Annotated in this window: 24 protein-coding genes; 7 read left to right on the plus strand and 17 right to left on the minus strand. The window is 73.7% G+C overall.

Features of this window, described 5'->3' with window-relative positions:
* Positions 1–45: 45 nt before the first annotated feature.
* Positions 46–1,863, minus strand: a complete 1,818-nt coding sequence (ggt, locus tag RM572_RS16480; RefSeq protein WP_311674113.1) for a gamma-glutamyltransferase — start codon at positions 1,861–1,863, stop codon at positions 46–48.
* A 110-nt stretch (positions 1,864–1,973) separates the two neighbouring features.
* On the opposite strand from ggt, the gene RM572_RS16485 reads away from it, so the two are divergent.
* Positions 1,974–2,759, plus strand: a complete 786-nt coding sequence (locus RM572_RS16485) for a hypothetical protein (RefSeq protein WP_311674114.1) — start codon at positions 1,974–1,976, stop codon at positions 2,757–2,759.
* Here the strand turns inward: RM572_RS16485 and RM572_RS16490 are convergent.
* The 11 genes from RM572_RS16490 to RM572_RS16540 form a co-directional block, all read right to left on the minus strand.
* Positions 2,735–3,178 carry a DUF6278 family protein gene (locus RM572_RS16490; RefSeq protein WP_311674115.1) on the minus strand — a complete coding sequence of 148 codons (444 nt, stop codon included), beginning with the start codon at positions 3,176–3,178 and terminating at the stop codon, positions 2,735–2,737. The genes RM572_RS16485 and RM572_RS16490 overlap by 25 nt on opposite strands.
* A gap of 105 nt (positions 3,179–3,283) precedes the next feature.
* Positions 3,284–4,063 (minus strand): exodeoxyribonuclease III, encoded by a 780-nt coding sequence (locus tag RM572_RS16495; protein WP_311674116.1) that lies wholly within the window; start codon positions 4,061–4,063, stop codon positions 3,284–3,286.
* A 10-nt stretch (positions 4,064–4,073) separates the two neighbouring features.
* Entirely contained in the window at positions 4,074–4,730 is a 657-nt protein-coding gene (locus RM572_RS16500; RefSeq protein WP_311674117.1) for an MBL fold metallo-hydrolase, read from the minus strand.
* 111 nt (positions 4,731–4,841) lie between these two features.
* Complete coding sequence (gene pcaDC, locus RM572_RS16505) at positions 4,842–6,140, minus strand: bifunctional 3-oxoadipate enol-lactonase/4-carboxymuconolactone decarboxylase PcaDC (RefSeq protein ID WP_311674118.1); 1,299 nt, start codon at positions 6,138–6,140, stop codon at positions 4,842–4,844.
* Between the two features lie 78 nt (positions 6,141–6,218).
* A complete protein-coding gene (locus RM572_RS16510) occupies positions 6,219–6,782 on the minus strand; it encodes a hypothetical protein (protein ID WP_311674119.1) in 564 nt (187 codons plus the stop codon).
* The gene (locus RM572_RS16515; RefSeq protein WP_027762077.1) at positions 6,779–7,924 is read right to left on the minus strand and encodes an ROK family glucokinase; all 1,146 of its coding nucleotides are present in this window, start codon (positions 7,922–7,924) and stop codon (positions 6,779–6,781) included. Before RM572_RS16515 ends, RM572_RS16510 begins: the two co-directional genes overlap by 4 nt.
* Before the next feature lie 205 nt (positions 7,925–8,129).
* On the minus strand, positions 8,130–8,915 hold the full coding sequence (locus RM572_RS16520) for an ATP-binding cassette domain-containing protein (protein ID WP_311674120.1): 786 nt from the start codon (positions 8,913–8,915) through the stop codon (positions 8,130–8,132).
* Between the two features lies 1 nt (position 8,916).
* The gene (locus RM572_RS16525) at positions 8,917–9,888 is read right to left on the minus strand and encodes an ABC transporter permease (protein ID WP_311674202.1); all 972 of its coding nucleotides are present in this window, start codon (positions 9,886–9,888) and stop codon (positions 8,917–8,919) included.
* A gap of 77 nt (positions 9,889–9,965) precedes the next feature.
* Positions 9,966–10,937, minus strand: a complete 972-nt coding sequence (locus RM572_RS16530; RefSeq protein ID WP_311674203.1) for a sugar ABC transporter substrate-binding protein — start codon at positions 10,935–10,937, stop codon at positions 9,966–9,968.
* Positions 10,938–11,233: 296 nt separating this feature from the next.
* Complete coding sequence (locus RM572_RS16535) at positions 11,234–12,028, minus strand: class I SAM-dependent methyltransferase (protein WP_311674121.1); 795 nt, start codon at positions 12,026–12,028, stop codon at positions 11,234–11,236.
* A 40-nt stretch (positions 12,029–12,068) separates the two neighbouring features.
* Positions 12,069–12,521: an ATP-binding protein gene (locus tag RM572_RS16540; RefSeq protein ID WP_311674122.1), complete on the minus strand. Its 453-nt coding sequence runs from the start codon at positions 12,519–12,521 to the stop codon at positions 12,069–12,071.
* Between the two features lie 257 nt (positions 12,522–12,778).
* On the opposite strand from RM572_RS16540, the gene RM572_RS16545 reads away from it, so the two are divergent.
* Genes RM572_RS16545 through RM572_RS16555 form a run of 3 tightly spaced genes read left to right on the plus strand, consistent with a single transcriptional unit; the run spans position 12,779 to position 14,788 of the window.
* Positions 12,779–13,636, plus strand: a complete 858-nt coding sequence (locus RM572_RS16545; protein WP_311674123.1) for a helix-turn-helix domain-containing protein — start codon at positions 12,779–12,781, stop codon at positions 13,634–13,636.
* Positions 13,637–13,646: 10 nt separating this feature from the next.
* The gene (locus tag RM572_RS16550; RefSeq protein WP_311674124.1) at positions 13,647–13,952 is read left to right on the plus strand and encodes a DUF397 domain-containing protein; all 306 of its coding nucleotides are present in this window, start codon (positions 13,647–13,649) and stop codon (positions 13,950–13,952) included.
* A 14-nt stretch (positions 13,953–13,966) separates the two neighbouring features.
* Positions 13,967–14,788, plus strand: a complete 822-nt coding sequence (locus tag RM572_RS16555; RefSeq protein ID WP_311674125.1) for an SAM-dependent methyltransferase — start codon at positions 13,967–13,969, stop codon at positions 14,786–14,788.
* 73 nt (positions 14,789–14,861) lie between these two features.
* On the opposite strand, the gene RM572_RS16560 is transcribed toward RM572_RS16555, so the two are convergent.
* From RM572_RS16560 to allB, 4 genes are all read right to left on the minus strand, one after another.
* Complete coding sequence (locus tag RM572_RS16560; RefSeq protein WP_311674126.1) at positions 14,862–16,196, minus strand: cytochrome P450 family protein; 1,335 nt, start codon at positions 16,194–16,196, stop codon at positions 14,862–14,864.
* Positions 16,197–16,306: 110 nt separating this feature from the next.
* Positions 16,307–17,251: a sugar kinase gene (locus RM572_RS16565; RefSeq protein ID WP_311674127.1), complete on the minus strand. Its 945-nt coding sequence runs from the start codon at positions 17,249–17,251 to the stop codon at positions 16,307–16,309.
* Positions 17,252–17,398: 147 nt separating this feature from the next.
* Entirely contained in the window at positions 17,399–18,526 is a 1,128-nt protein-coding gene (alc, locus tag RM572_RS16570) for an allantoicase (RefSeq protein WP_311674128.1), read from the minus strand.
* An 18-nt stretch (positions 18,527–18,544) separates the two neighbouring features.
* The gene (gene allB / locus RM572_RS16575; RefSeq protein ID WP_311674129.1) at positions 18,545–19,900 is read right to left on the minus strand and encodes an allantoinase AllB; all 1,356 of its coding nucleotides are present in this window, start codon (positions 19,898–19,900) and stop codon (positions 18,545–18,547) included.
* Between the two features lie 311 nt (positions 19,901–20,211).
* Here allB and RM572_RS16580 point away from each other — a divergent pair, with 311 nt between their 5' ends.
* On the plus strand, positions 20,212–21,015 hold the full coding sequence (locus RM572_RS16580) for an IclR family transcriptional regulator (RefSeq protein WP_311674130.1): 804 nt from the start codon (positions 20,212–20,214) through the stop codon (positions 21,013–21,015).
* Positions 21,016–21,178: 163 nt separating this feature from the next.
* Here RM572_RS16580 and RM572_RS16585 read toward each other — a convergent pair whose 3' ends face one another.
* Entirely contained in the window at positions 21,179–21,496 is a 318-nt protein-coding gene (locus RM572_RS16585; protein WP_311674131.1) for a DUF5955 family protein, read from the minus strand.
* A gap of 187 nt (positions 21,497–21,683) precedes the next feature.
* Between RM572_RS16585 and RM572_RS16590 the strand changes: the two genes are divergently transcribed.
* Together RM572_RS16590 and aceB are read left to right on the plus strand one after the other, a co-directional pair.
* Positions 21,684–22,310 (plus strand): nucleotidyltransferase family protein, encoded by a 627-nt coding sequence (locus tag RM572_RS16590; protein ID WP_311674132.1) that lies wholly within the window; start codon positions 21,684–21,686, stop codon positions 22,308–22,310.
* 153 nt (positions 22,311–22,463) lie between these two features.
* Positions 22,464–24,077: a malate synthase A gene (aceB, locus tag RM572_RS16595; RefSeq protein WP_311674133.1), complete on the plus strand. Its 1,614-nt coding sequence runs from the start codon at positions 22,464–22,466 to the stop codon at positions 24,075–24,077.
* The last annotated feature ends 8 nt before the right edge of the window (positions 24,078–24,085 follow it).

Here is a 24,085-nt window from a genome sequence, read left to right on the forward strand (position 1 = left end):
GGACCACACACCCCTGGCGGTGCGGGCGCTACGCCTGGCGGCGCGTCACCGGTCCTGGCGCACCGGGTGGGGGACCATGGCGGAGCCGGCGCCGCGGCGCTCCGGCTCGGCGGCGGCCAGCCACTTGCCACGGCCCAGGCGCTCGATGCCGGTGGCGGCGCCGATCTCGCCGGTCTCCGCGAACAGGTGGCCCATGTCCTCCAGTTCGCCGCGCACGGAACTGTCGTACAGGTCCTTCTCCAGCAGCGTCTCCTCGGTGTTGCGCTGGGTGGCACGCGGCGCGGCGATGGCCTCGGGGAGGCTCATGTCGCGGTCGACGCGGTTGACCAGCGTCTGGAGCACCGTGGTGATGATGGTGGAGCCGCCCGGCGAGCCGAGGGCGAAGGCGGCCTTGCCGTCCTCCAGCACGATGGTGGGCGACATCGACGAGCGGGGCCGCTTGCCGGGGCCGGGGAGGTTCGGGTCGGGCACGTCCTCGGCGGCCGGGGCGAAGGAGAAGTCGGTCAGCTCGTTGTTGAGCAGGAAACCGCGGCCGGGCACGGTCATCGCGCTGCCGCCGATCTGCTCGATGGTGAGGGTGTACGACACGACGTTGCCCCACCGGTCGGCGGTCGTCAGGTGCGTGGTGCTGGTGCCCTCGTAGGTGAGCGGGGCGACCTGGTCGCCGCGCTCGCAGCCTGCCGGGTCGCGCGGGTCGCCGAAGGCGACGGGGCTCTGCATCGCCTTCTCGTCGTCGACGAGGCAGGCGCGGGCGTCGGCGAACTCCTGGGACAGCAGGCCCTCGACGGGCACGTCCTCGTAGGCCGCGTCGCCGAGCCACCGGCCGCGGTCGGCGTAGGCGAGCTTGCTGGCCTCCAGGTAGTGGTGCAGGAACTCCTTCTTCGACGCCTCGGAGAGGTCCTGGTTCTCCATGATGTTCAGCGCCTCGCCGACGGTGGTGCCGCCGGAGGACGACGGCGCCATGCCGTACACGTCCAGGCCGCGGTAGTCGACGTGCGTCGGGTCCTGGAACTTCACGTCGTACGCGCGCAGGTCGCGCGCCGTCATGTCGCCGGGCCGCACGACGCGTTCGGCGCCCTCGGCGACCTTCGGGTCCTGGACGGTGTCGGCGATGTCGCGCGCGAGCGGGCCCCGGTAGAAGGCGTCCACGCCCCGACGGCCGAGCTTGGTGTACGTGCGGGCCAGGTCCTTGTTGCGGATCGTGGAGCCGACCTCGGGGAGTTCGCCGCCGGGCAGGAACAGTTCGGCGCTGGCGGGGAAGTCTCGGAACCGCTCCTCGTTGTCGGCGACCTGCGAGCGGAAGGTCTCGTCGACGGTGAAGCCGCGGTGGGCGAGCTTCGCCGCGGGCCTGACGGCCTTGCGCAGCGACGTGGTGCCCCACGCGTCGAGGGCCGCGTCCCAGGTGGCGGGGGTGCCGGGGGTGCCGACGCTGAGGCCGCTGGTGACGGCCTCGTCGAACGGCAGCGGCTCGCCGTTCTCCAGGAACAGCGACTCGTCGGCGCTCAGCGGGGCGCGTTCGCGGCCGTCGAGGGTGTGGACGCGGCCGCTGTCGGCGTCGAAGTAGACGAAGTAGCCGCCGCCGCCGATTCCGGCGGAGAACGGCTCGGTGACACCGAGTGCGGCGGCGGTGGCCACGGCCGCGTCGACGGCGTTGCCGCCTCGTCTCAGGACGTCGACGCCGATGGCGGAGGCGTCGGGGTCGACGCTCGCCACGGCGCCGCCGTAGCCGACGGCGACCGGCTCCTTGGGCGGCGTCCCGCGGTCGGACGGCGGTGGTGCGGCCGGCGCGGCCGCGACGGACAGGGAACCCACTGCCGCCACTGCGGTGATCAGGGCCGACAGGCGGACGGAACGACGGCGCATCCGAGGAACCTCCAGTCACGTGCGTGCGCGCAGCGTAGACCCGCCTCCTTCCCGGCGTCTGCATCCCGGCCCGGACCCGCCGAAACTCGTGACATGTACGCTCCCGCCTCATGACAGATGACATGCGCGAGATCGTGCTCGGGATACTGGCCGCGGGCATCACGGCGGCTCTCGGCTGGTTCGCCCGCACGTACCTGTGGCGGCGCAGACTTCGCCGCAGACAGCGGTTCTACGGGCTGCTGCCGCACTCCGAGTGCCTGCTGATCGTCAACCGTGATCCGGCCGCGTCCTCCTGGTCGGTGGCGCGACGCGACGTGTTCGCCCTGCTGGAGCTCTCCGCCCTGATCAAGGACTGCGGGGCGCACGCCGACATCGTCACGCACGACACCGCGCTGCAGGGGTTCGGGGAGCGCACCGAGTTCTGCGTCGGCGGGCCCGCCTCCAACGCCCGCACGGCGGCGCACCTGCAGTCGCTCCTCCCCGGCGTCCTGGTGAACACCGATGCCGAACCGGGTCCCGGGCGGGCGGCGTTCACCGTCGGTGGCGAGCGGTACGTCATGGACAAGGGCGGTGCCGAACACGTGCTGCTGGCCCGGCTCACCGCCGGCGGCGGCGAAGAGACCCGGCCGGTGTTCCTCATCGCCGGGCAGACGGGCATCACGAACCAGGCGGCGGCCCGCTACCTGGCCCGTCACGAGACGCGGCTGATCCGCAAGTACGGGCGGAAGGGCACGTTCTGCCTGCTGCTGAAGGTGCTCAACTCGTCGGCCTACGGACCGGACGTGGTCGAGCTGGTCGGGGACGTGACGCGGGCGGCGACCACTCCGGCTCCCCGGCCGGCCGACGAGGATCCGGAGGAGGAGCGCGAGGCTCAGTCGTCGGAGAGTTCCGCGTAGAGCTGGGCGAGTTCGGGGGTGCCGGTGGCCGCCCACGCGCGGCCCTCCTCCAGCACGTCCACCTCGAGCCCGGACGGCAGCCGGACGACCGGCTGGCCGGTCTCCCACAACTGCCAGGAGGAGCCGGGCACGGTCCGCACCAGCACCGTGCCCAGGTAGAGGCCGGCGTCGCTGCCGAGCCAGTTCGCGGCTTCCGTGTCGTCGCGCCACAGCGGGAAGAGCTGGTCGAGGGCGGCCAGCGACTCGGCGGAGTCGTCCAGTTCGACGCCGGCGCGTTCAGCGTGGTCACGCAGCAGCTCGCACTCCGAGAGCAGCTCGGCGACGCCCTCGGGGTCGTCGGAGAGCGCGTTCGCGAAGCCCGTGCCGTGCGTGGTGTCGCCGTGCCGTCTGCGCCAGTGCTCGAGGAATGGAATGTGCATACCGCCAGCGTGTCACCCCGCGTGCGGTCTGCACCACAGGGCGCGCGGCCCGCGGCGCCCGCCGGTGTTCCCCTACCGCCCGCCCTCCCTCCGGGGCGGGCGGTCTCAGAGCTCCAGGTCCACGACGACCGGGGCGTGGTCGGACGGCCCCTTGCCCTTGCGGGCCTCCCGGTCGACGTAGGCGTCCCGTACGGCCGAGGTGAACGGCGCGTTGCCGTACACCAGGTCGATGCGCATGCCGCGGTTCTTGGGGAAGCACAGCTGCCGGTAGTCCCAGTAGGTGAACGGGTGGTCGTACTTCAGCGGCCGCGGGAAGACGTCGGACAGGCCGGCGTCGCGCAGCGCGGCCAGCGCCGCCCGCTCCTCCTCCGTGACGTGGGTGGAACCCTCGAAGGCGGCGACGTCGTAGACGTCGTCGTCGGTGGGGGCGACGTTGAAGTCGCCGAGCACGGCGTACGGCCGCGCACCGGCGGCGTCCGGCTCGGCGGCCTTGCGCAGCGCCTCCAGCCACTGGAGCTTGTAGGCGAAGTGCGGGTGGCCCACCTCGCGGCCGTTCGGCACGTACACCGAGGTCACGCGCACGCCGTCGCAGGTGGCGGTGAGGGCGCGGGCCTCCTGCCCGCCGTCGTACTCCGGGCCGCCGGGCAGCCCGGGCACCGCGTCGGTCAGGCCCACGCGGGAGAGCACGGCCACGCCGTTCCACCGTCCCGAGCACAGGGTGGCCGACTCGTAACCCCGCTCGCGCAGCTCCGCCTCCGGGAAGGCGTCGGTGTCGCACTTGAGCTCCTGGAGGCACACGACGTCCGGCGCGGCGGACTCGAGCCAGTCCAGCAGACGGGGAAGGCGGGCCCCGACGGAGTTCACGTTCCAGGTGGCGATGCGCATGCCCGCAAACCTACCGCCCGGCACTGACGACGACGGAGTCGCCCGGTTCCAGCCGCGTGTGTGCGGCGCCGCCGACACCGGGTCCGTCCGGGCCCAGCATCCGCCCGTAGACGCCGTGCGCCTGCTGCGAGAGGAGGCCGTCGTGCACGTCGTAGGCCAGCCGCGGCCGTACCTCGCGCAGGTAGTCGATGACCTCGGAGACCTTGCTCCACGGGGCGTGGACCGGCAGCAGCAGCGTGTCCACCGGACGGCCGGGCACGGTCAGGGCGTCTCCGGGATGGAAGACGGCGCCGTCGACGACGTAGCCCACGTTGGTGATGCGGGGGATGTCGGGATGGATGACCGCGTGCAGCTCGCCGTGCACCTCGACCTCGAACCCGGCGGCGTCGACCCGGTCGCCGTGGCCGACGGTGTGGACCCGGCCGGGGAAGGCGCCGGCGAGCTGCTCGGCGACGCTGCGGAGCGTCCAGATCTCGGCGGCGGGGTTGGCCTCCATCGCGGTGCGCAGCCGCCCGGGGTCGAAGTGGTCGGGGTGCTCGTGGGTGACCAGGACGGCGTCGGCGCCGAGCGCGGCGTCCTCCTCGGAGAAGCCGCCGGGGTCGACGACGAGGGTGCGGCCCTCCTTCGTCAGCCGTACGCAGGCGTGGCCCTTCTTCATCAGCTCCATGCGGGCCATTGTGTACCGCCCCGCACGTCCCGCACGCCGCGCAGGTCCCGTACGCCCCGCACGTCCCGCCGTCCCGCACGCCGCGCACGCCTCGTGGGACGTCGGGCGGTCTCAGGCGTCGTCCGGGTCGTCCTCGGGCGCGGTCTCCTCACGGACGACGTCCCGGGCGACGGCGAAGGCGGCCCGCGCGGCGGGAAGGCCGCAGTAGACGCCGGCGTGCAGCAGCACCTCGGTGATCTCCACCGGTGTCAGGCCGTTGCGCAGCGCGGCCCGTACGTGGAGGGCCAGCTCGTCGAGGTGGCCGCCGGCGGTGAGCGCGGTGAGGGTGACCACGGAGCGCGTGCGGCGGTCGATGCCCGGCCGGTCCCAGACCTCGCCCCAGGCGTAGCGGGTGGCGAAGTCCTCGAAGTCGCGCGTGACGTCGTCGGCCTCCGCCAGCGCGCGGTCCACGAAGCCGTCGCCGAGCACCTCGCGCCGCACCTTGAGCCCCGCCTCGTACGGGTCGCGGCGGATGCCTGCGGAGGCGCCCGCCTCCAGCTCGGCGACGGCCACGGGCGGCGGCGGAGGCATCACCGGCCGCACGGCCGGGGGCGCACCCACCGGCTGCGGCCGGCCGGTGCCGCGCTGCGGCTCGCCGGGCGTCTCGGCGCCGAGGTGGGTGACGAGCAGGTCGGTGACGGCGGCGGGCTGCTCGACCGGCACCAGGTGGGAGGCGCCGGGCACCAGGGCCAGACGCGCGTCCGGGATGCCGGCGACCAGGGCGCGGGCGTCGGAGGGCGGTGTGACGCGGTCGTCGGCCCCGGCCACCACCAGGGCGGGCACGCCGATGCGGGGCAGGGCGTCGCGGATGTCGAACGCGGCCAGCGCCTCGCAGGCCGCGATGTAGCAGCCCGGGTCGGTCGTGCGGACCATCTGCACGGCCCAGTCGACGATCGCGGGCTGCGCGGTGGCGAAGCCCGGCGTGAACCAGCGCTCCGGGGTGCTGCGGGCAACCGGGTCCAGCCCGTTCGTACGGATCACCACGCCGCGCTGCCGCCACGCGTCCGGGGTGCCGTAGCGCGGCGCGGAGGACAGCAGCGCGAGCGACGAGACGCGGTGCGGGTGGGCGAGGGCCAGTTCGGCGCCGACGGCGCCGCCGAGCGAACAGCCGGCGTAGGCGAAGCGCTCGACCCCGAGGGCGTCGAAGGTGACGATCAGCCGTTCTGCGAGTTCGGCGGCCGACAGGGCCGGGTGGGCGGGGGCGCCGCCGTGCCCGGGGAAGTCGAAGCGCAGTACCCGCCGGTGCCGGGTCAGCTCGGGTATCTGGCGGTCCCACATGTGCCACGTCGCGCCGAGGGCGGGACCGAGGACGATCAGCGGCGCGCCGTCGGGGCCGTCGGTCCGGTACTGGAGGGTCTTGGTCTCGCTCACCCGGGTCACGGTATCGACCGCGCGGCGTGCCCCGCGCCCCGGGTGGCGGAGCTTCCGGGACGCGGTGTCGGGGCCGGGTCAGAAGCCGACGGTGGAGACGACGTAGACGCGGGGGCGCTTGTCGGGCGTGGTGTCCACGGCGATGCGCAGGTCGGGCGCGGGCTCGGGCTGCTCGTGCACCACGCCCGCGTAGGTGCGGCCGTCGGCGCGCAGGTCCCAGCCGACCCGCTCGGCCTGTTCCCGGCTGATGGCGACCTCGCCCTCGCGCAGCGCCTCGCGGTCGGTGCCGACGTCGCGGAGGAAGCGTGCGAGGTTCTTCTGGGAGGTGCGGAACTGGACGTGCAGGCTGCTCTTCTCCCAGGCGTTGGACTCCCAATAGGCCACGTAGCTGGAGCCCTTGGGGATCGGCACCTCGTAGACGCGTCGCTGCACCTTGCTGGGCCATTCGTAGTGCAGGTTGCTCAGAGCGGCCTCACGCTGCTTGTTCTCGCCGCTGTCCCGGCTCACGAACGCGGACTGCACCAGGTAGCCGGCGGGGATCGCGATGAGCAGGACCACGACGCACAGCGCCAGCACGCGGTGCTTGGGGCGGTGCGGGGGCCGGTCGGCGGGCGGGACGGCGGGCGGGGCGGTGGTTCTCACTGGCCCACCGCCCGGCGGATGTTGTCGGCGGCGCGTTCGTAGCGTTCGTAGCGTTCCAGGCGGCGCCGGTTGGCGCGGCGGAAGCGGCGGGCGACGAGCCGGGCGAGGTCGGCGGCGCCGACCATGCCGGCCTCGGGGCCGAGCTGCGCCTTGACCAGTCGTGCCTCGGGGCGGTAGCCGCGTCCGGTGAGGTGGCGGCGGAAGGCGTCACGGGCGGGCCCGATCAGCAGGTCGTCGGCGGCGCTGACGCCGCCGCCGATGACGAAGCAGGACGGGTCGAGGGCGGCGGCGAGGTTGGCGATGCCGATGCCGAGCCAGTGGCCGATCTCCTGGAGCAGCTCGACGCACATGGCGTCGCCGCGCCGGGCCAGGTCGGTGATGAGCGGGCCGGTGATCTCCTCCACCCGGCCGCCGACCTCGTCGAGGATGCCGTAGGCGACCGGCGACTCGGCGGCGGCCAGTTCGCGGGCCTCGCGGACCAGGGCGTTGCCGGAGCTGTACTGCTCCCAGCAGCCGCGGTTCCCGCAGGGGCAGCGGTGGCCGGAGGGCACGACCTGCATGTGGCCGAACTCGCCGGCGACCCCGTACTTGCCGCGTTTGACCCGTCCGTCCTCCAGGATGGCGCCGCCGATCCCGGTGCCGAGGGTGATCATGACGAGGTGGTCCTCGCCGCGCCCGGCGCCGAAACGCCATTCGCCCCAGGCGGCGGTGTTGGCGTCGTTGTCGACCATCACCGGCACGGCGAGGCGGGAGGTGAGGGCGTCCTTGAGCGGCTCGTCGCGCCAGGCGAGGTGCGGGGCGAAGAGCACGCGGGAACGGTCGGCGTCCACCCAGCCTGCGGCGCCGATGCCGACGGCGTGCACGTCGTGCCGGTCGGAGAGGTCCAGCACGAGTTCCGCGATGGTGTCCTCGACGACCTTGGGGCTCTTGGACTTGTCGGGGGTCTCGGTGCGCACCCGTTCCAGGATCTGCCCGTCGGCGTCCACCACCCCCGCCATGACCTTGGTGCCGCCGATGTCGATGCCGACGGTGGGCACGCGGGGCGCGGAGTGCGGCGAGCGCCGTTCGCGGGTGCTGACCGTGCGCAGCGCGCTGGTGCCGGTGGTGGCACGCCGGTAGACGCGGTCGCCGCGGCTGCTCACGGCCCGGCCTCCGGACCGCCGGCGGTGCGGGGGCGAGGGCGGGGCCGGATGCGGCCCGGGCGGGGCGTGGTTGCGCGCACCTTCTCGTCTCGTCTCTGCCTGGTCACGGTGGTCTGTGGGCTGGGCGGACCGGCGCCCGGTCAGCGCCTCCCGTGGCGGGCGCGCCGGGACTCCGGGCGGACGGTGCCCGCGGAAACCGATTGTGTCACGAGCGCTCCAGTTCGTGGCTGAGCTGCTCCAGCTCGCTGCCGCCCGCCATCTGGCGGGTCAGCTCGTCCAGGCTGATCGCGTCCCGGGCGTGGCTGCCGGCCATCTCACCCCGCTTGAGCAGCACGAACCGGTCCCCCACCAGGTACGCGTGATGCGGGTTGTGGGTGATGAGGACCACGCCGAGGCCCTGGTCGCGGGCGGTGGCGACGTGCTTGAGCACCATCCCGGACTGCTTCACGCCGAGCGCGGCGGTGGGCTCGTCGAGGACGAGCACGCGGGCGCCGAAGTGCACCGCCCGGGCGATGGCGACGCACTGCCGCTCGCCGCCGGAGAGGGTGCCGATCGGCTGGTCGACGTCGCGCAGCGTGATGCCCAGGCGGGCCAGCGCGTCGCGGGTGGTGCGGCGCATGGCGTCGACGTCCAGCCGGGCGAGGGGCCCGCGGCCGCGCCGGGGCTCGGAGCCGAGGAAGAAGTTCCGCCAGACGGGCATCAGCGGGACGACGGCGAGGTCCTGGTAGACGGTGGCGATGCCGCGGTTCAGGGCCTCGCGGGGCGAGGCGAACCGGGTCTCCTCGCCGTCCACGAGCAGGGAACCCGCGTCGTGGCCGTGCAGCCCGGAGACGATCTTGATCAGGGTGGACTTGCCGGCGCCGTTGTCGCCGAGCACGCACGTGATCGCTCCCGCGCGGACCTGGAGCGAGACTCCGGTCAGGGCGGTCACGTTGCCGTACGCCTTGTCGACGTCCCGCAGCTCGATCAGGGGCTGGTTCTCGGTGGTCATGTCAGCTCGCCTCCGCCCGTTTGCGGATCCACGCGTTGAGCAGGGTGGCGAGCAGCAGCATCGCCCCCAGGAAGAACTTGAACCAGTCCGGGTCCCACTGGGCGTAGACGATGCCCTTACTGGTCATGCCGAAGATGAACGCGCCGACGGCGGCGCCCACCGCGGAGCCGTAGCCGCCGGTGAGCAGGCAGCCGCCGATGACGGCGGCGGCGATGTAGATCAGCTCGTTGCCGACGCCCTCGGAGGACTGGACGACGTCGTAGTTGAAGAGCAGGTGCTGTCCGGAGATCCAGGCGGCGAGGGCGACGCCGAGGTACAGGCCGATCTTCGTGCGGGACACGGGGACGCCGACCGCGCGGGCGGCGGGGGCGTTGCCGCCGACGGCGAAGACCCAGTTGCCGACGCGGGTGCGCAGCAGGATCCAGGTGGCGACGGCGACCAGCGCGAACCACCACAGGATGGTGATCGGGAAGTCCACGCCGAACAGGGTGAGCTGGGAGGCGAAGACGGCGTGCGCGGAGTCGAAGCCCTCCATGTCGGCGATGCTGCGGGTGGAGACGGTGCCGCTGATCAGTTTGGTGAGGCCCAGGTTGAGGCCGGTGAGCATGAGGAAGGTGCCCAGCGTGATGATGAAGCTGGGCAGCCTGGTGCGGGTCAGCGTCACGCCGTTGAAGGCGCCGAAGGCGAGGGTGACCAGCAGCGAGACGCCGGCGCCGACCCAGACGTTGGCCGTCATCTGGTAGCTGAACTGCGAGGACACCAGCGCGGAGGTGGCGACCATGACGCCCGCGGACAGGTCGAACTCGCCGCCGATCATCAGCAGCGCGACCGGCACGGCCATGATCCCGATGGTGGACGAGGCGTACAGCACGGTGGACAGGCTGGCCGCCCGCAGGAAGCTGTCGGCGACGAGGGCGAAGAACACGAAGACGGCGACCGCGCCCATCACCGCGCCCAGCTCCGGGCGGCTCATCAGGCGGCGCGGCAGCGAGCGGGCCCGCAGCGGGCCGTCCTCGTCCGTCTTGTCCGGAACGGGAAGCGGAGCAGCCGTCACCGGGTACCCCGCTTGGTGTACTTCTCCAGTTCGGGGGCGTCCTCGGGGGTGACGATCTGCGGGCCGGTGAGCACCGGGCGGCCGCCGCCGAGCACGTCGTCGTTGTAGAGCCGGAGCCACATCAGGTCGACCGCCTCGTAGCCCTGGAGGTAGGGCTGCTGGTCGACGGCGAAGCGGATCGTACCGTCCTTGAGGCCGTCGACGACCTGGGCGTTGAGGTCGAAGGTCGCGACCTCGGCCTTGCTGCCGGTCTGGTCGACGGACTTCGCGGCGGTGGCGGCGAACGGGGCCCCGAGGGCGACGACGGAGTCGATCTTCTCGTCCGACTGGAGCTTGGCGGAGATCGACGACTCCACCGACGGCATGTTGGTGCCCTCCACGTAGAGCCGGTCGATCTCGCCGTCGAAGGTGTTCTCGACGCCGGTGCACCGCTGGTCGAGTCCCACGTTGCCCTGCTCGTGGACCACGCACAGGGCCCGCTCGCGGCCGCGGGCGTTCAGCTCCTCGCCGACCGCCTCGCCCGCGACGACCTCGTCCTGGCCGATGTGGGTGAGGGCGCCGAACTCCTCGTACCGGTCCTGCCCGGAGTTGATGGTGATCACCGGTATGCCGGCCTTCGTGGCCCGGCGCACGACGTCCTTCATCGCCTCCGGTTTGGCGAGGGTGACGATCAGCCCGTCCACCTGCTTGTCGACCATGGACTTCACCAGCTGCGCCTGGCGGCCGGCGTCCTTGTCGTGGGCGTAGAGGAACTCGATGTTGTCCTTGCGGGCGGCCATCTCGGCGCCGTTCTGCACGATGTCCCAGAAGGTGTCGCCGTCACCGGAGTGGGTCACCATGGCGACCTTCCAGCGCGGCGTGTTCACCGCGGTCCCGCCGCCCTCCAGGGCCTGCTCCCGCCGTTCCTCCGCCTGCTTGCCGCCCGTGCTGCTGCACCCGGCGAGTCCGGCGACGACGACGGCCGCCATGGCCGCTCCGGCGACCCGGGCCCACCCGGCACGCCTGCGGCGGCGCTTCTCCACCCTGGACACGCGTAGATCCACCTCCTGTGACCTGGTCCGCGGGCCGTGGGGGCGCCCGGCGGACTTCCCGGCAAGTATCGGCCACCGGTGCCCGGCGGGCGGACACCGGGTCCCGCGCCCGTACACTCCAGCGGCAGCCGACCGTCCCGTCAATGGTCCGGGCGGGCCGGGCCCGGACCCGCCTGACCATGGAACGGCGCACCGGTGCCGGGGGCATCCGCGGCGTCGGGCGGCGCGGGCCCTCAGGCCGAGCGGCTCACGAGCTGGAAGAGGCGCGCCGTGTGCACGTAGGGGTCGCGGTCGGTGAGCGCCAGTTCGAGGGCTTCCAGACCGGCGTAGAAGCCGGGCTCCCGCTTGCGGTCGTCGTCGGTGATGTGGTCGGCGACCGTACGGATGCCGTAGTGGGCGGGCTCATGGTGGCCCAGTGTGCGCAGGACCGCGCGGACCTCTTCCGCGGTGTGCAGGACGACCGGGGCGTCGAAGGTCACCGTCCGGCCGCGGCGGTCGTCCAGCGCCTCGAGCGCCGCGGCCGGGTCGAGGTCGCGGACGGCGAGGGCGAGCGGCACGGAGTGGCGGTTGATGGCCATCAGGGACAGCAGCCCGCCGGGGCGCAGCGGGGCGGTGGCGGCGCGCAGCGCGGGTTCCACCTCGGTCACGTACTGCAGCAGGTTGTGGCACAGGACCGCGTCCCAGCCGCCGTCGCGCAGCGGCGCGGGGAGGTCGAAGACGTCGGTCTCGACGGTGGTGACCCGCTCGGCGACGCCGGCCGCGGCGGCACGCTCGCGGGCCGCGGCGAGCATGCCGGGCGAGTAGTCGGCGATCGTGACGCGGTGGCCGGCTCGGGCGAGCGGCACGGCGTCGCCGCCGTCGGCGCCGGCCAGGTCCAGGATGCGCAGGGGCTGCTGCCCGCCCGGCGCGGGCAGGTGGCGGGCGAGGTTGTGCGCGGCCAGGGTGTAGCGCAGCCGGCCCCACGGGCTGCGCTGCCAGTCCCGCCACTTCTCCAGTGCGCCGTCGAAGGTGTCCGCCGTGGTGACCATGGGCCGAACCTATCGCCCGGGGCGCCGGGTCCGGGACGGATCAGGTGGCGAGGTGCCCGAGTTCGAACCAGACCACGCAGCCCGCGCCCGGGCCGGCCCGGTCGACGCCCCACTCCTCGGCGAAGGTGTCGACGAGGAGCAGCCCGCGGCCGTGCTCGTCCTCCGGGGTCGCCCAGCAGGGCAGCGGATCGCGGGCGCCACTGCCGTCGTCCCGCACCTCCACCCGCAGTTGGCTGCCCCCCGCGCGCAGTACGCAGCTCACGCGCGAACTGTCCGTGTGCAGTACGGCGTTGGTGAAGAGTTCGGAGACGAGGAGCTGGGCGGTGTCGCAGACGTCCGCGGGGAAGGCCCAGCGGCGCAGCTGGCGCCGGACGCGGCGGCGGGCGTCCGCGACCGCGGTGCCCTCCGCGTCGAGTTCGAAGTCCGCGGCGAGGAAGCCCGGTCCGGCGTCGCCCGGGAGCGTCAGTACCGCTGTGCCACGAGATGGGGGCACGACACTTCCGCCTTCCGTCCGCAGGGGCGCGCGCCGTCCGCAGAGGCGCGCACGGCGCTGCCGCGCCGGGCCGTCGGTTCTCACTATCCATTCCCGGGAGTTGGGATGGCAAGACCCGTTCTGCAAATTGCAGAATAGCGAGGGCAGTCTGTTCGTTGCCCGGACGGCGTGTCACACTTTCCGGCAGCAGGGGCGGTTGAGGCGTTGGGGGACGCCGTGTGCCGGGCCGCCCGTCGAGGCGAGGGGAGGGTTCCGCCGTGCCGGAGACACGTTCGGCCCCCACGGTGGGGCAGATCGTTCTGGGTCTGCGGCTGCGTGACCTGCGCGAGAAGGCCGGGGTCAGCTTCGACCGGGCCGCGGAGGCGCTGCGCGTCAACCCGACCACGGTGCGCCGGATGGAGAAGGCCGAAGTCGGCCTGAAACCGGTGTACGTGGAGAAGCTGCTCCAGGTCTACGGCGTCGGCCACGCGGAGGGTCTCGCCTTCCTCTCCCTCGTCGAGGAGGCCAACAACCCCGGCTGGTGGCACCGGTTCCGCGACGTGCTGCCGAGCTGGTTCAGCCTGTACGTGAGCCTGGAGGAATCGGCGTCGGTCATCCGCGCCTACGAACCCCAGTGCGTTCCGGGGCTGTTGCAGACCGAGGACTACGCCCGGGCCCTGCTGCGCGTCGGCTTCCCCGGCGCCCCCGACGAGGAGCTGGACCGGCGCGTCGCGCTCCGCATGGCGCGGCAGTCGCTGCTGGCCCGGCGGAAGGACGTCCGGCTGTGGGCGGTACTCGACGAGACGGTGCTGCGGCGCCCGGTCGGCGGGGCCGCGGTGATGCGCGGGCAGATCGACCGGCTGGCCGAGGCGGCGGCCGCGCCGAACATCTCCCTCCAGATCCTGCCGTACGCCGCCGGGCCGCATCCCGGCATGTTCGGCCCCTTCCAGCTCTTCCGCTTCGACATTCCCGAACTCCCGGACATCGTCTACACCGAGAGCCTCACCGGCGCCGTCTACCACGACGAACGCGCCGACACCGTGGCCTACCTCGAGGCGCTGGACCGGATGGGCGCACAGGCCGCGCCCCTGGCGGACACCGGACGCATCCTCGGTGACCTGCGCAAGGAGCTCTGAACCACCCCCCATGGAACACCTGTCCCCCACCGAACACCGCCCCCGCAGGCAGGACGGCGCGCACGTCCGCAACGGCCCGCGCGTCTACAACGGCATGCCCGCCCGGGAGCTGGGCAGCGTCGGCTGGCGCAAGCCGTGGAGCGGCCCCAACGGCGGCAACTGCGTGGAGGCGCTGAAGCTGTCGGACGGCCGGGTGGCCCTGCGGCAGTCCAGCGATCCCGACGGACCGGCGCTCATCTACTCCCCCCACGAGATCGAGAGCTTCATCGCCGGAGCCAAGAACGGCGAAGCCGACTTCCTCCTGCCCACTTCGTGACCCGAGAGGCCGCCATGACCGGCAACCGCTACTCCGCCGACCGCATCGACACCACCGCCCCGCACTCCGCCCGGATGTACGACTACTGGCTCGGAGGGAAGACGCACTACGAGGCCGACGCGGAGGCCGCCGAGGCCGTCATGGCGCTGTGGCCCGGCGTACGCACCGGCGCGCAGGTGAACCGCTGGTTCATGCGGCGGGCCGCGCGCTGGCTCGCCGAGGAGGCCGGCATCCGGCAGTTCCTCGACGTCGGCGCGGGCATCCCCACCACCCCGAACCTGCACCAGGTCACCCAGGCCGTCGCCCCCGACTGCCGGGTGGTGTACGCGGACAACGACCCGATCGTGCTGACGTACTCCGAGGCGCTGCTGGAGAGCAGCCCGGAGGGCCGGACGGTCTACGTGCACGCCGACGTCACCGACCCGGCGAGCATCCTGGCCGCGCCGGCGCTGCGCGAGACGTTGGACCTCACCCGGCCGGTCGGCCTGTCGATGATGGCGCTGCTGCACTTCGTCACCGACGAGGGCAAGCCCTACGACCTGGTGCGCGAGCTGATGGAGGCGCTGCCGTCCGGCAGCTACCTGATGCTCTCCCACTGCACGCCGGAGCTGGACCCGCCGGCGTGGGAGCGGCTCTCGCAGCTCGCGGCGTCGCGCAGCGACATCACCGGCCAGGCGCGCAGCCACGCGGAGGTGTCCCGGTTCTTCGACGGGCTGGAGCTGGTGGAGCCCGGCGTGGTCGTGCCGCACCGCTGGCGCCCGGACGGCGACGAGTCCGTCGCCGACCTCACGGACGCGGAGGTGTCCCTGTACGCGGGGGTGGCGCGCAAGCCGTGACGGGCGCCGACCCCGGCCGCACCGGCCCCCCGCAGCGGGGCGGCCGGGGTCGGGGGTGGACGGAGGGCCGCGCTCAGGCGCCGCCGGGCGGTCCGAAGCATACGGGCAGCCGTACGGGCCCGCGCATCAGCATGCCCGTGCGCCACGGCAGCGTGTCCGGGTCCGCGTCCAGGGCGAGGTGGGGCGCACGCTCCAGCAGGCGCCCGATGGCGACGCGCGCCTCCAGCCGCGCGAGGGGGGCTCCCAGGCAGAAGTGCACGCCGTGGCCGAAGGCCAGGTGGCCCCGGGTACCGGCCGCTCCCCCGCCGTGTGCCGGCGCCTCACCGCGGCGGATGTCGAAGCGGTCCGGCTCGGGGAACCGCTGCGGGTCGCGGTCGCCGTCGGCGAGCACGGGCAGCACCACCTCGCCGCCGCCGGGGATCGTCACCCCACCGATCTCCACCGGCTCCACGGTGAAGCGGTACGTCGGCGTCTCCACCGGTCCGTCGTAGCGCAGCATCTCCTCGACGGCGGCGTCGATGAGCGCCGGGTCGGTGCGGAGCGCCGCGAGCTGGTCCGGGTGACGGAGCAGGGCGAGCACGCCGTTGGAGATCAGGTTGACCGTGGTCTCGTGCCCCGCGACGAGCAGCAGCCAGGTCATGCCCAGCAGTTCGTCGGGGGCGAGCCGGTCGCCGTCCTCGTCCGTGGTGCGGATCAGGCCGCTGAGCAGGTCGGTTCCGGGTTCGTCGCGTTTGCGGGCGATGAGCGCCTGGAGGTAGTCGGTGAGCGCGGCGACCGCGGCCCGCGTCTCCTCGTCCGAGGCGACGCCGACCACCGTGTTCGACCAGCGGCGGAACAGTTCCCGCTCCAGGCCGGGCACGCCCAGCAGTTCGCAGATGACGCCGATGGGGAGCGGGAACGACAGCGCCTCCACCAGGTCGCCGCGTCCGCCCGGTGCCGCGAGGAGCGCGTCCAGCAGCGCGTCGGTCATCTCCCGCACGCGGGGTGCGAGCGCCTCGACGCGACGCGAGGTGAACTCCCGCGCCACCAGCTTGCGCAGCCGGGTGTGGTCGGGCGGGTCGGACGCGAGCATGTGCCTGCCGGATGCCACGGACCGCATGCCCAGACGCGGCGACGCCCTGTCCCACTCCTTCGACAGCCGCGGGTCGTTGAGCGTGGCGCGGGCGGCGTCGTAGCCGACCACCAGCCAGGCCTCGAACCCCTCCGGGGTGCGCACCCGGTGCACCGGGCCCTGCGCACGGAGCTTCGCGTACACCGGGTACGGGTTCCGGGCGAACTCCTCGCCCAGCGCGCCCAGATCGACCAGGCGCTCCCGGTCTCCCCGGGCACCGTGCTCTTGCCCGTCCGCGTGCTCCCCGTGGTCTCCGTGCTCCCCGCCGTGAGCGGTGTCGTGCGCGTGCGTCGTCATGCTCCCCCTCGCGTTCCGGTCCCCTGGACCGATGCTAGGCCGCCGGGACGCACCGGTGCGAGAGGCGCATTTCGGCCACCTCCCCGCCCGGGTGAGCCGTCCCGCCGCGGTCAGCCGTAGAGGGAGAGCGCCCGGGCGAGGGCGGCCCGGGTGGGGAGGCCGTCGGTGTCACCGGGGGCCTGCACCGCGAGGGCGGCGACGCACGCGGCCTCCGCCAGGGCGCGTTCCGGGTCCAGCTCGCGCAGCCAGGCCGAGAGCCAGCCGGCGGTGAAGGCCTCCCCCGCGCCCGAGGGGTCGGTCACCTGGACGCCGAACGGCTCGTGCGTCCACTGCCCGTCCCGCGTGACGGCGAGGGTCGAGTGGTCCTGCCGCTTGACGACGACGGTCCGCGCGCGGCCCAGCTCCAGCAGGGCCTTGGCGGCCTGCTCGGCGCCGCCGCCGAGCAGCATCTCCAGCTCGTCCTCGCCGGCGACGACGAGGTCGGCCTCGCGCAGCAGCGGGCCGGCGATCCGCATCCAGTCGTGGTCGGTGCCCAGGCTGTGCTGCACGCTCGGGTCGAAGCTGACGGCGGCGCCGGACTGGCGGGCGAGCTCGATCAACCGGTGCACCGCCTGCGCGGCGCCCGGGGCGAGCATGGGCGTGACGCCGGAGACGTGCACCAGCCGTGCGCCGGCGACGGCCTCGGGCGGGAGGTCCTGGGCGGTGAGCCGGGAGCCGGCCGAGCCGGCACGGTAGGAGACGGCGTCCAGGGGGCGCTGCGGGTGGCTGTCTCTGAGCAGCAGCCCGGTGGGCGCGTCCGGGTCGGCGACCGCCCAGGAGACGTCCACGCCGTCGGCGCGCAGCTCACGCAGCACCGCCTCGCCGGCCGCGTCGGCGCCGACCCGGCCCAGCCACCGGGTGGGGTGGCCGAGCCGGGCCAGCGCCGCGGCGACGGTGGACTCCGCTCCGGCGACGGAACGGCGGAAGTGCACCGCGCGGTCGAGGGGTACGCCCGGCTCGGCGAGCATGAGCAGCATCGCCTCACCGCATGTCACGGCCTCCGGTCCGGTCGCCACGCCGCTCTCCCGCCTCTCCACTGCTGTCCTGTCCGGGCGAGGTTACCCGGTGCGGGCGGGCCGCCCCAGGGTGTCCTCTTCCCCCTCACCCCGGGGCGTGTGCCCGCCGCCGGCGGCGGGCACGGGCCGGGACGCGAAGTGCGGCCGTCAGCCGCCGAGTTCGCGGTGGCGCCGGCCCAGGCGCCCCGCACCCTCTTCGGTGAGGGAGCCGTGCAGCCGGAGCCGCGCGATACCGCCGTCGGGGAAGATGTCCAGCCGCACGTGCGTCACGGCGGGGGCGTCGTCGAGCAGGAAGCGGTGCACGCTGTCGGGCTGGAGCCGGGTGCGGGGCAGCAGTTCGCGCCACGCGCCGTCCTCGCCGTCACGGCCGACGAGCGCGGCCCAGCCGGCGGCGTTGCCCTTGAGGTAGCCGGTGTCGATCTCGACGGCGCGGATCACGGCCTGCGCGGTCAGCGCGTAGCGGATCCAGTCGTTGCCCCGGTCGCGGCGGCGGCGCGTCTCCCAGCCGTCGTCCATCTTCCGGCTGCGGCCGGGCTGGATGGTGTGGGCGGGCGGGGAGTAGAAGCGGTCGGAGGCGTCCTCGACGGCGCCGCCGTTCTCCTGTGCGACGACGTCGAACGTGCCGAGCGCCGCGAGCCACGCCGGGTCGGGGGCGACCTCGCCGTGCACCCGCAGCCGGGCGACGCCGCCGTCGGGGTGCTGCACCAGACGCACGTGGGTGAAGCGCTGTTCGGCGGTGACCTCGAAGCCGTTCGCGGCGTGGCCGCCGATCTCGGTGCGGGGCACGATCTCGGTCCACTTCACGTCCGGGCCGAGGAGGTCCGCGGGCGAGGGGGTGCCGGGGACGGACGCGGCCTGGACGGAGACGGCGCGCGGGTAGTTGCCGCGGAAGTGGGCGGTGTCGACGACGACGCCGCGGATGACGCCGGGGGCGCCGAGGCGCACCAGGGCCCAGTCGTGGTCGTCGGCCTCCGGGTGCGGCGTGTCCGCGCCGGTGCCGCGACGGCGGCGGGTCTCCCAGCCGTCCATGATCTTGCCCTTGTGGCCGAAACGCTCGGGGTCGAACGCGGCCGGTTCCGGCGTGAGGAGGTTCTCCCGCTCGGCGAAGAACTCGTCGTTGGCGGCGACGACTCCGGCGCCCAGCCGCCGGTCGGCCAGGTCGGCGAGGTGGGTGAAGGGCAGGTCGGCGTCGCGGTAGTCGGCGTACGGGTCGCCGCCGGGGTACGGGTTCGCGTCGCCGGTGTGGCGGGGGATCGCGGGGGTCGCCGCGCTCATGTGCTGCCTTCCTTTCGGTCAGCCGGCCCGGTGGGCGGTCGGACGGGCGATGAGCTGCCCTTTCCTTTCCAGGGGCCGGGAGTGGTCGGTGATCTGTTCGCCGCGCAGCCAGCTGGACCGGACCACGCCGTGCAGGGTGCGTCCGGCGTAGGCGGTGACCTGGTTGCGGTGGTGCAGCGCGGCGGGGTCGACGGTGAACGTCTCCTCGGGGGCGAGGACGGCGAAGTCGGCGTCGTGACCGGGGGCGACGGCGCCCTTGTGGGCGAGGCCGGCGAGCCGTGCGGGCCCGGCGGACATCCACCGCACGACGTCCTCCAGGGAGTGGCCGCGCTCGCGAGCGGCGGTCCACACGGCGGGCAGGCCGAGCTGGAGGGAGGAGATGCCTCCCCAGGCGTCGGCGAAGTCGGGGGTCTTGAGGTCGGTGGTGCAGGGCGAATGGTCGGAGACCACGCAGTCGAGGAGGCCGTCGGCGAGGCCCTGCCAGAGGGCGTCCTGGTTGGCGCGCTCCCGGATGGGCGGGCAGCACTTGAACTCGGTAGCGCCGTCGGGGACCTCCTCGGCGGTCAGGGTGAGGAAGTGCGGGCAGGTCTCGACGGTCAGCCGCACGCCGTCGCGGCGGGCGTCCGCGATCATCGGGAGGGCGTCGGCGGAGGAGAGGTGGAGGACGTGGACGCGGGCGTCCAGGCGGCGCGCGAGGTCGATGAGCAGGGCGATGGCGTCGTGTTCGGCCTCGCGGGGCCGGGAGGCGAGGAAGTCGGCGTAGCGGCCGCCGGCGCGCTGCGGGGCGGCGGTGAGCCGGCCGGGGTCCTCGGCGTGCACGATGAGCAGGCCGTCGAAGGAGGCGATCTCGGTGAGCGCGGCCTCCAGCTGCTCCGGGTCCAGCTCGGGGAACTCCTCGACGCCGGAGGGGGACAGGAAGCACTTGAAGCCGAACACGCCCGCCTCGTGCAGCGGCTTGAGGGCGGCGACGTTGCCGGGCACGGCGCCGCCCCAGAAGCCGGTGTCGATGTGCGCCTTCTCGCGGGCGACGTCCTGCTTGGTGCGCAGGTGGTCGACGCTGGTGGTGGGCGGCAGCGAGTTGAGCGGCATGTCCAGCAGCGTGGTGACACCGCCCGCGGCGGCGGCGCGGGTGGCGGTGTAGAAGCCCTCCCACGCGCTGCGGCCCGGGTCGTTGACGTGCACGTGGGTGTCCACCAGGCCGGGCAGCAGGGCGTCGTCGCCCAGTTCGGCCAGGCGCGCACCGTCGGGCACCGGGGCGTCGTGGGGCAGGACGGCGTCGATCCGGCCGTCCTGCCCGACGGCCACGGACGCCGCCCGGACGCCCTCCGGGGTGATCACACGGGTCGAACGCAGCACCAGCCGGACGTCGGCCACCTCGGTTCCTCCTCTGGGCCTCCGCCGGGGCGGAGATCGGTTCTTCCGCGAAGCGGAATTTCAACGTTCTGTTGAGAAGTCTTCCCGTCCGGGATGCGGGTCGTCAAGCCTCCACGGATTCCTGGAGGTTTCCACAAAATGGAAGACGGTTGCCGCATCCCGGTATGGACGTCCTGCCACTGGCGGCGCCCGGACACCCTCTTCGTACCCGCCCGCAGCCGTCGTGACCGGCGACGACGGGCCCCACGGGGCGGTACCCGCCGGGGCGGGGCCGGTAGCATGCGCCACACACCGCAGGAAAGGAACGCGACGTGCCGTCGTCCGCCGAGCGCAAACCCGCCACCCCGTCCGCCCCCGCCTCGAGTGGCGGGGTGCAGTCCCTGGAGCGCGCCTTCGACCTGCTGGAGCGGATGGCCGACGCCGGCGGCGAGGTCGGGCTGAGTGAACTGTCCGGCAGCAGCGGTCTGCCGCTCCCGACGATCCACCGGCTGATGCGCACCCTCGTCGCCTGCGGCTACGTGCGGCAGCAGCCCAACCGCCGGTACGCGCTCGGGCCCCGGCTGATACGGCTCGGCGAGAGCGCCTCCCGGCTGCTGGGCACCTGGGCGCGCCCCCACCTGGCCCGCCTCGTCGAGGAGACCGGAGAGACGGCGAACATGGCACTGCTGGACGGCGACGAGGTCGTCTACGTCGCCCAGGTGCCGTCCCGGCACTCGATGCGGATGTTCACCGAGGTCGGGCGGCGCGTGCTGCCGCACTCCACCGGAGTCGGCAAGGCGCTGCTGGCCGACGCGCCGCCGGAGGAGGTGCGGGCACTGCTCGCCCGCACCGGGATGCCGGCGGCCACCGAGAAGACCCTCACCACGCCCGAGGCGTTCCTCGAGGCGCTGGTCGACGTGCGGGAGTGCGGGTACGCCACGGACGACAACGAGCAGGAGATCGGGGTGCGGTGCATCGCGGTGACGGTCCCGGACGCACCGACGCCCGCGGCGATCTCCATCTCCGGACCCGCGGGCCGGGTGACGCAGGCGGCGACGGACACCTTCGTACCCCTGCTCCGGGAGGTGGCCCGGGACCTGTCCACCGCACTGGCCACCACGGCGAACGGCGGGTAGCCCGGCCCGTCCGGCCGGGCGGCGCGTTCGCCGGACGGCACCGGCAGCCGTGCGCCGTCCACGGCGCGCGGGAGGGCGCCCCGCCGCCCTCATCCGCCCCCCGCGGGCGCGGCGGACGGGCGGCGCCTCCCCGGGCCGGCCCGGCGGCAGGCAGGTCGCCGGACTACCCGGCGCCGGAGTGAGGGGGACGGGTACCGGAACCGAAGGCGTCGACGGCCTGGCGGAGTTCCTCCAGGGCGGCGCCGAGGGCGCTGACCGAGCCGAGGGCGGCGGCGACGAGGAGCAGCGAACCGCGCAACCGGGCGACGTCGGGCGGCTCACCGGCCGCCAGGACGCGGAGGCGGCCGAGTTCCTCCTCGGCGGCCCCCCGGTCGGAAAGCCGGGCGGGGTGGGCGGCGAGCTCCCGGCTCACGCGGTCCACGGCCGCACGGAGCGCACCCGCGGCTGCGGGCGCCGACTGCGTCACGGTCTCACTTCGCACGATGCTCCTCTCCCCCATGGGCAGCGCCGTCTGTCCCCTTCTCACCCGGTCGGGCCCGAAAGGTTCGCACAGTAAACGCCACTCTCCGCACAGCGCGCTACACGGAGGGCGAAATTCAGGCCGGTAATGTTATCGGCTCACCGCACACAGTCACCGGACGGGGAAAGCCGGGAGCACCATGGACCCGATGAACGACCGCACCGACCAGGACGTCGGGCACGGCAGGAAGATCACCGCCCTGCTGCTCGCAGCCGGGGGCGGACGCCGCCTGGGCGGGCGCCCCAAGGCACTCCTCTCGCACCACGGCCGCCCACTCGTCGAACACGCGGTCCGCACACTGCGGGACGGCGGCTGCGCACCGGACGTGCGCGTGGTGCTCGGCGCAGCGGCGGACGACGTGCGGGGGGCCGCGGACCTGTCCGGATGCGTACTGCTGGAGAACCCGGAGTGGGAGGCCGGCATGGGCACCTCGCTGCGTGCCGGACTCGACGCGCTGACGGGCTCGGGCACCGCCGCCACCCTGGTGTTCCTGGTGGACCAGCCGGGCGTCGGACCTCAGGCGGTGGCCCGGGTCCGGGCGGCGTACCGCTCCCCCGCCACGCTCGCCTCCGCCGCGTACGGCGGGCGGCGCGGCCATCCGGTGCTGCTGGGCGCGGACCACTGGGCCGGGGTCGCGGCAGCGGCCTCGGGTGACCGGGGCGCACGGGGGTACCTGACGCGGCACGAGGAGGAACTGCGGCTCGTGGAGTGCGGCGACGTCGCGGACCCGGCCGACATCGACACCCCGGAGGACCTCCCGCGGCTCTCACCCTGACCTGCGGGCGACGGCAGTGAGAAGTATCTCGACATCAACAAACCATTGAAGTTCCACGATAAGGAAACTAGCCTCCACTGATCAGAAGCGTCCGCTCCACCGGGCGCTCCTCCGCCACGACAGAGCACGCACCATCCGCAAGGAGTGACCAGCATGTCCGCACCAGCGCCGTCCCAGCCGGCCCGCGTCGACGCCGAGCACGTCGCACGTCAGGAGGAGGTCCTGACGGACGAGGCGCTCGCCTTCGTGGCCGAGCTGCACCGCCGGTTCACCCCGCGCCGGGACGCACTGCTGGCCGCGCGCGCCGAGCGGCGGGCCGAGATCGCCCGCACCACGACGCTGGACTTCCTGCCGGAGACCGCCCACGTCCGCGAGGGCGACTGGCGGGTCGCCGACTGCCCGGCGGCTCTGCAGGACCGGCGGGTGGAGATCACCGGTCCGACCGACCGCAAGATGACGGTCAACGCGCTCAACTCGGGCGCCCGGGTCTGGCTGGCCGACTTCGAGGACGCCTCCGCCCCCACCTGGGAGAACGTCATCGGCGGGCAGCTCAACCTGACCGACGCGTACGAGCGCCGTATCGACTTCACCGACGAGCGCGGGAAGGCGTACGCGCTGCGCCCGGCGGAGGAGCTGGCGACCGTGGTGATGCGGCCGCGGGGCTGGCACCTCGACGAACGGCACCTCACCGTCGAGGGGCGGCCCGTACCGGGCGCACTGGTCGACTTCGGCCTGTACTTCCTGCGCAACGCCCAGCGGCTGCTCGACCTCGGAAAGGGCCCGTACTTCTACCTGCCCAAGACCGAGTCGCACCTCGAGGCCCGCCTGTGGAACGAGGTCTTCGTCTTCGCCCAGGACTGGTGCGGCATCCCGCAGGGGACCGTCCGGGCCACGGTGCTCATCGAGACGATCACCGCCGCGTACGAGATGGACGAGATCCTCTACGAGCTGCGCGACCACGCCTCGGGGCTCAACGCGGGCCGCTGGGACTACCTGTTCTCCCTCGTGAAGAACTTCCGCGACGGCGGCGAGCGGTTCGTCCTCCCCGACCGGAACGCGGTGACGATGACCGCGCCCTTCATGCGGGCCTACACCGAGCTGCTCGTGCGCACCTGCCACAAGCGCGGCGCGCACGCCATCGGGGGCATGGCGGCGTTCATCCCGAACCGCCGCGACCCGGAGGCGAACGAGAAGGCCCTGGAGAAGGTCCGCAGCGACAAGGACCGCGAGGCGGGTGACGGCTTCGACGGCTCCTGGGTCGCCCACCCGGACCTGGTGCCGGTCGCGCAGACCTCGTTCGACGCGGTCCTCGGCGACCGCCCGCACCAGAAGGACAGGCTGCGCGAGGACGTCGACGTGAAGGCCGCCGACCTCCTCGCCGTCGACTCCCTCGAAGCCCGTCCGACCCGCGAGGGCCTGCGCAACGCCGTGCAGGTCGGCACCCGCTACATCGAGGCGTGGCTGCGCGGGCTCGGAGCGGTGGCGATCTTCGGGCTGATGGAGGACGCCGCCACGGCCGAGATCTCACGCTCGCAGATCTGGCAGTGGGTGAACGCAGGCGTGGTGCTCGACACCGGCGAGCGGGTCACCCCGGAGCTGGTGCGCGAGATCGCCGCGGAGGACCTGGCCGCGATCCGGGACGAGGCCGGCGAGGAGGCGTTCGCCGCCGGACGCTGGCAGCAGGCCCACGACCTGCTCCTCCGGGTGTCCCTGGACGAGGACTACGCGGCCTTCCTCACTCTCCCGGCCTACGAGCTGCTGGACTGACGGCTCCC

The sequence above is a fragment of the Streptomyces hazeniae genome (assembly GCF_031845485.1).
Lineage (GTDB): Bacteria > Actinomycetota > Actinomycetes > Streptomycetales > Streptomycetaceae > Streptomyces > Streptomyces hazeniae.

Excerpts from the sequence above, each read along its gene's own strand:
- ggt (WP_311674113.1), bottom strand. The coding sequence starts at position 1,863 with ATGCGCCGTCGTTCCGTCCGCCTGTCGGCCCTGATCACCGCAGTGGCG.
- RM572_RS16485 (WP_311674114.1), top strand. The coding sequence starts at position 1,974 with ATGACAGATGACATGCGCGAGATCGTGCTCGGGATACTGGCCGCGGGC.
- RM572_RS16490 (WP_311674115.1), bottom strand. The coding sequence starts at position 3,178 with ATGCACATTCCATTCCTCGAGCACTGGCGCAGACGGCACGGCGACACC.
- RM572_RS16495 (WP_311674116.1), bottom strand. The coding sequence starts at position 4,063 with ATGCGCATCGCCACCTGGAACGTGAACTCCGTCGGGGCCCGCCTTCCC.
- RM572_RS16500 (WP_311674117.1), bottom strand. The coding sequence starts at position 4,730 with ATGGAGCTGATGAAGAAGGGCCACGCCTGCGTACGGCTGACGAAGGAG.
- RM572_RS16520 (WP_311674120.1), bottom strand. The coding sequence starts at position 8,915 with ATGACCACCGAGAACCAGCCCCTGATCGAGCTGCGGGACGTCGACAAG.
- RM572_RS16525 (WP_311674202.1), bottom strand. The coding sequence starts at position 9,888 with ATGAGCCGCCCGGAGCTGGGCGCGGTGATGGGCGCGGTCGCCGTCTTC.
- RM572_RS16530 (WP_311674203.1), bottom strand. The coding sequence starts at position 10,937 with ATGGCGGCCGTCGTCGTCGCCGGACTCGCCGGGTGCAGCAGCACGGGC.
- RM572_RS16535 (WP_311674121.1), bottom strand. The coding sequence starts at position 12,028 with ATGGTCACCACGGCGGACACCTTCGACGGCGCACTGGAGAAGTGGCGG.
- RM572_RS16550 (WP_311674124.1), top strand. The coding sequence starts at position 13,647 with ATGGAACACCTGTCCCCCACCGAACACCGCCCCCGCAGGCAGGACGGC.
- RM572_RS16555 (WP_311674125.1), top strand. The coding sequence starts at position 13,967 with ATGACCGGCAACCGCTACTCCGCCGACCGCATCGACACCACCGCCCCG.
- RM572_RS16560 (WP_311674126.1), bottom strand. The coding sequence starts at position 16,196 with ATGACGACGCACGCGCACGACACCGCTCACGGCGGGGAGCACGGAGAC.
- alc (WP_311674128.1), bottom strand. The coding sequence starts at position 18,526 with ATGAGCGCGGCGACCCCCGCGATCCCCCGCCACACCGGCGACGCGAAC.
- RM572_RS16590 (WP_311674132.1), top strand. The coding sequence starts at position 21,684 with ATGAACGACCGCACCGACCAGGACGTCGGGCACGGCAGGAAGATCACC.
- aceB (WP_311674133.1), top strand. The coding sequence starts at position 22,464 with ATGTCCGCACCAGCGCCGTCCCAGCCGGCCCGCGTCGACGCCGAGCAC.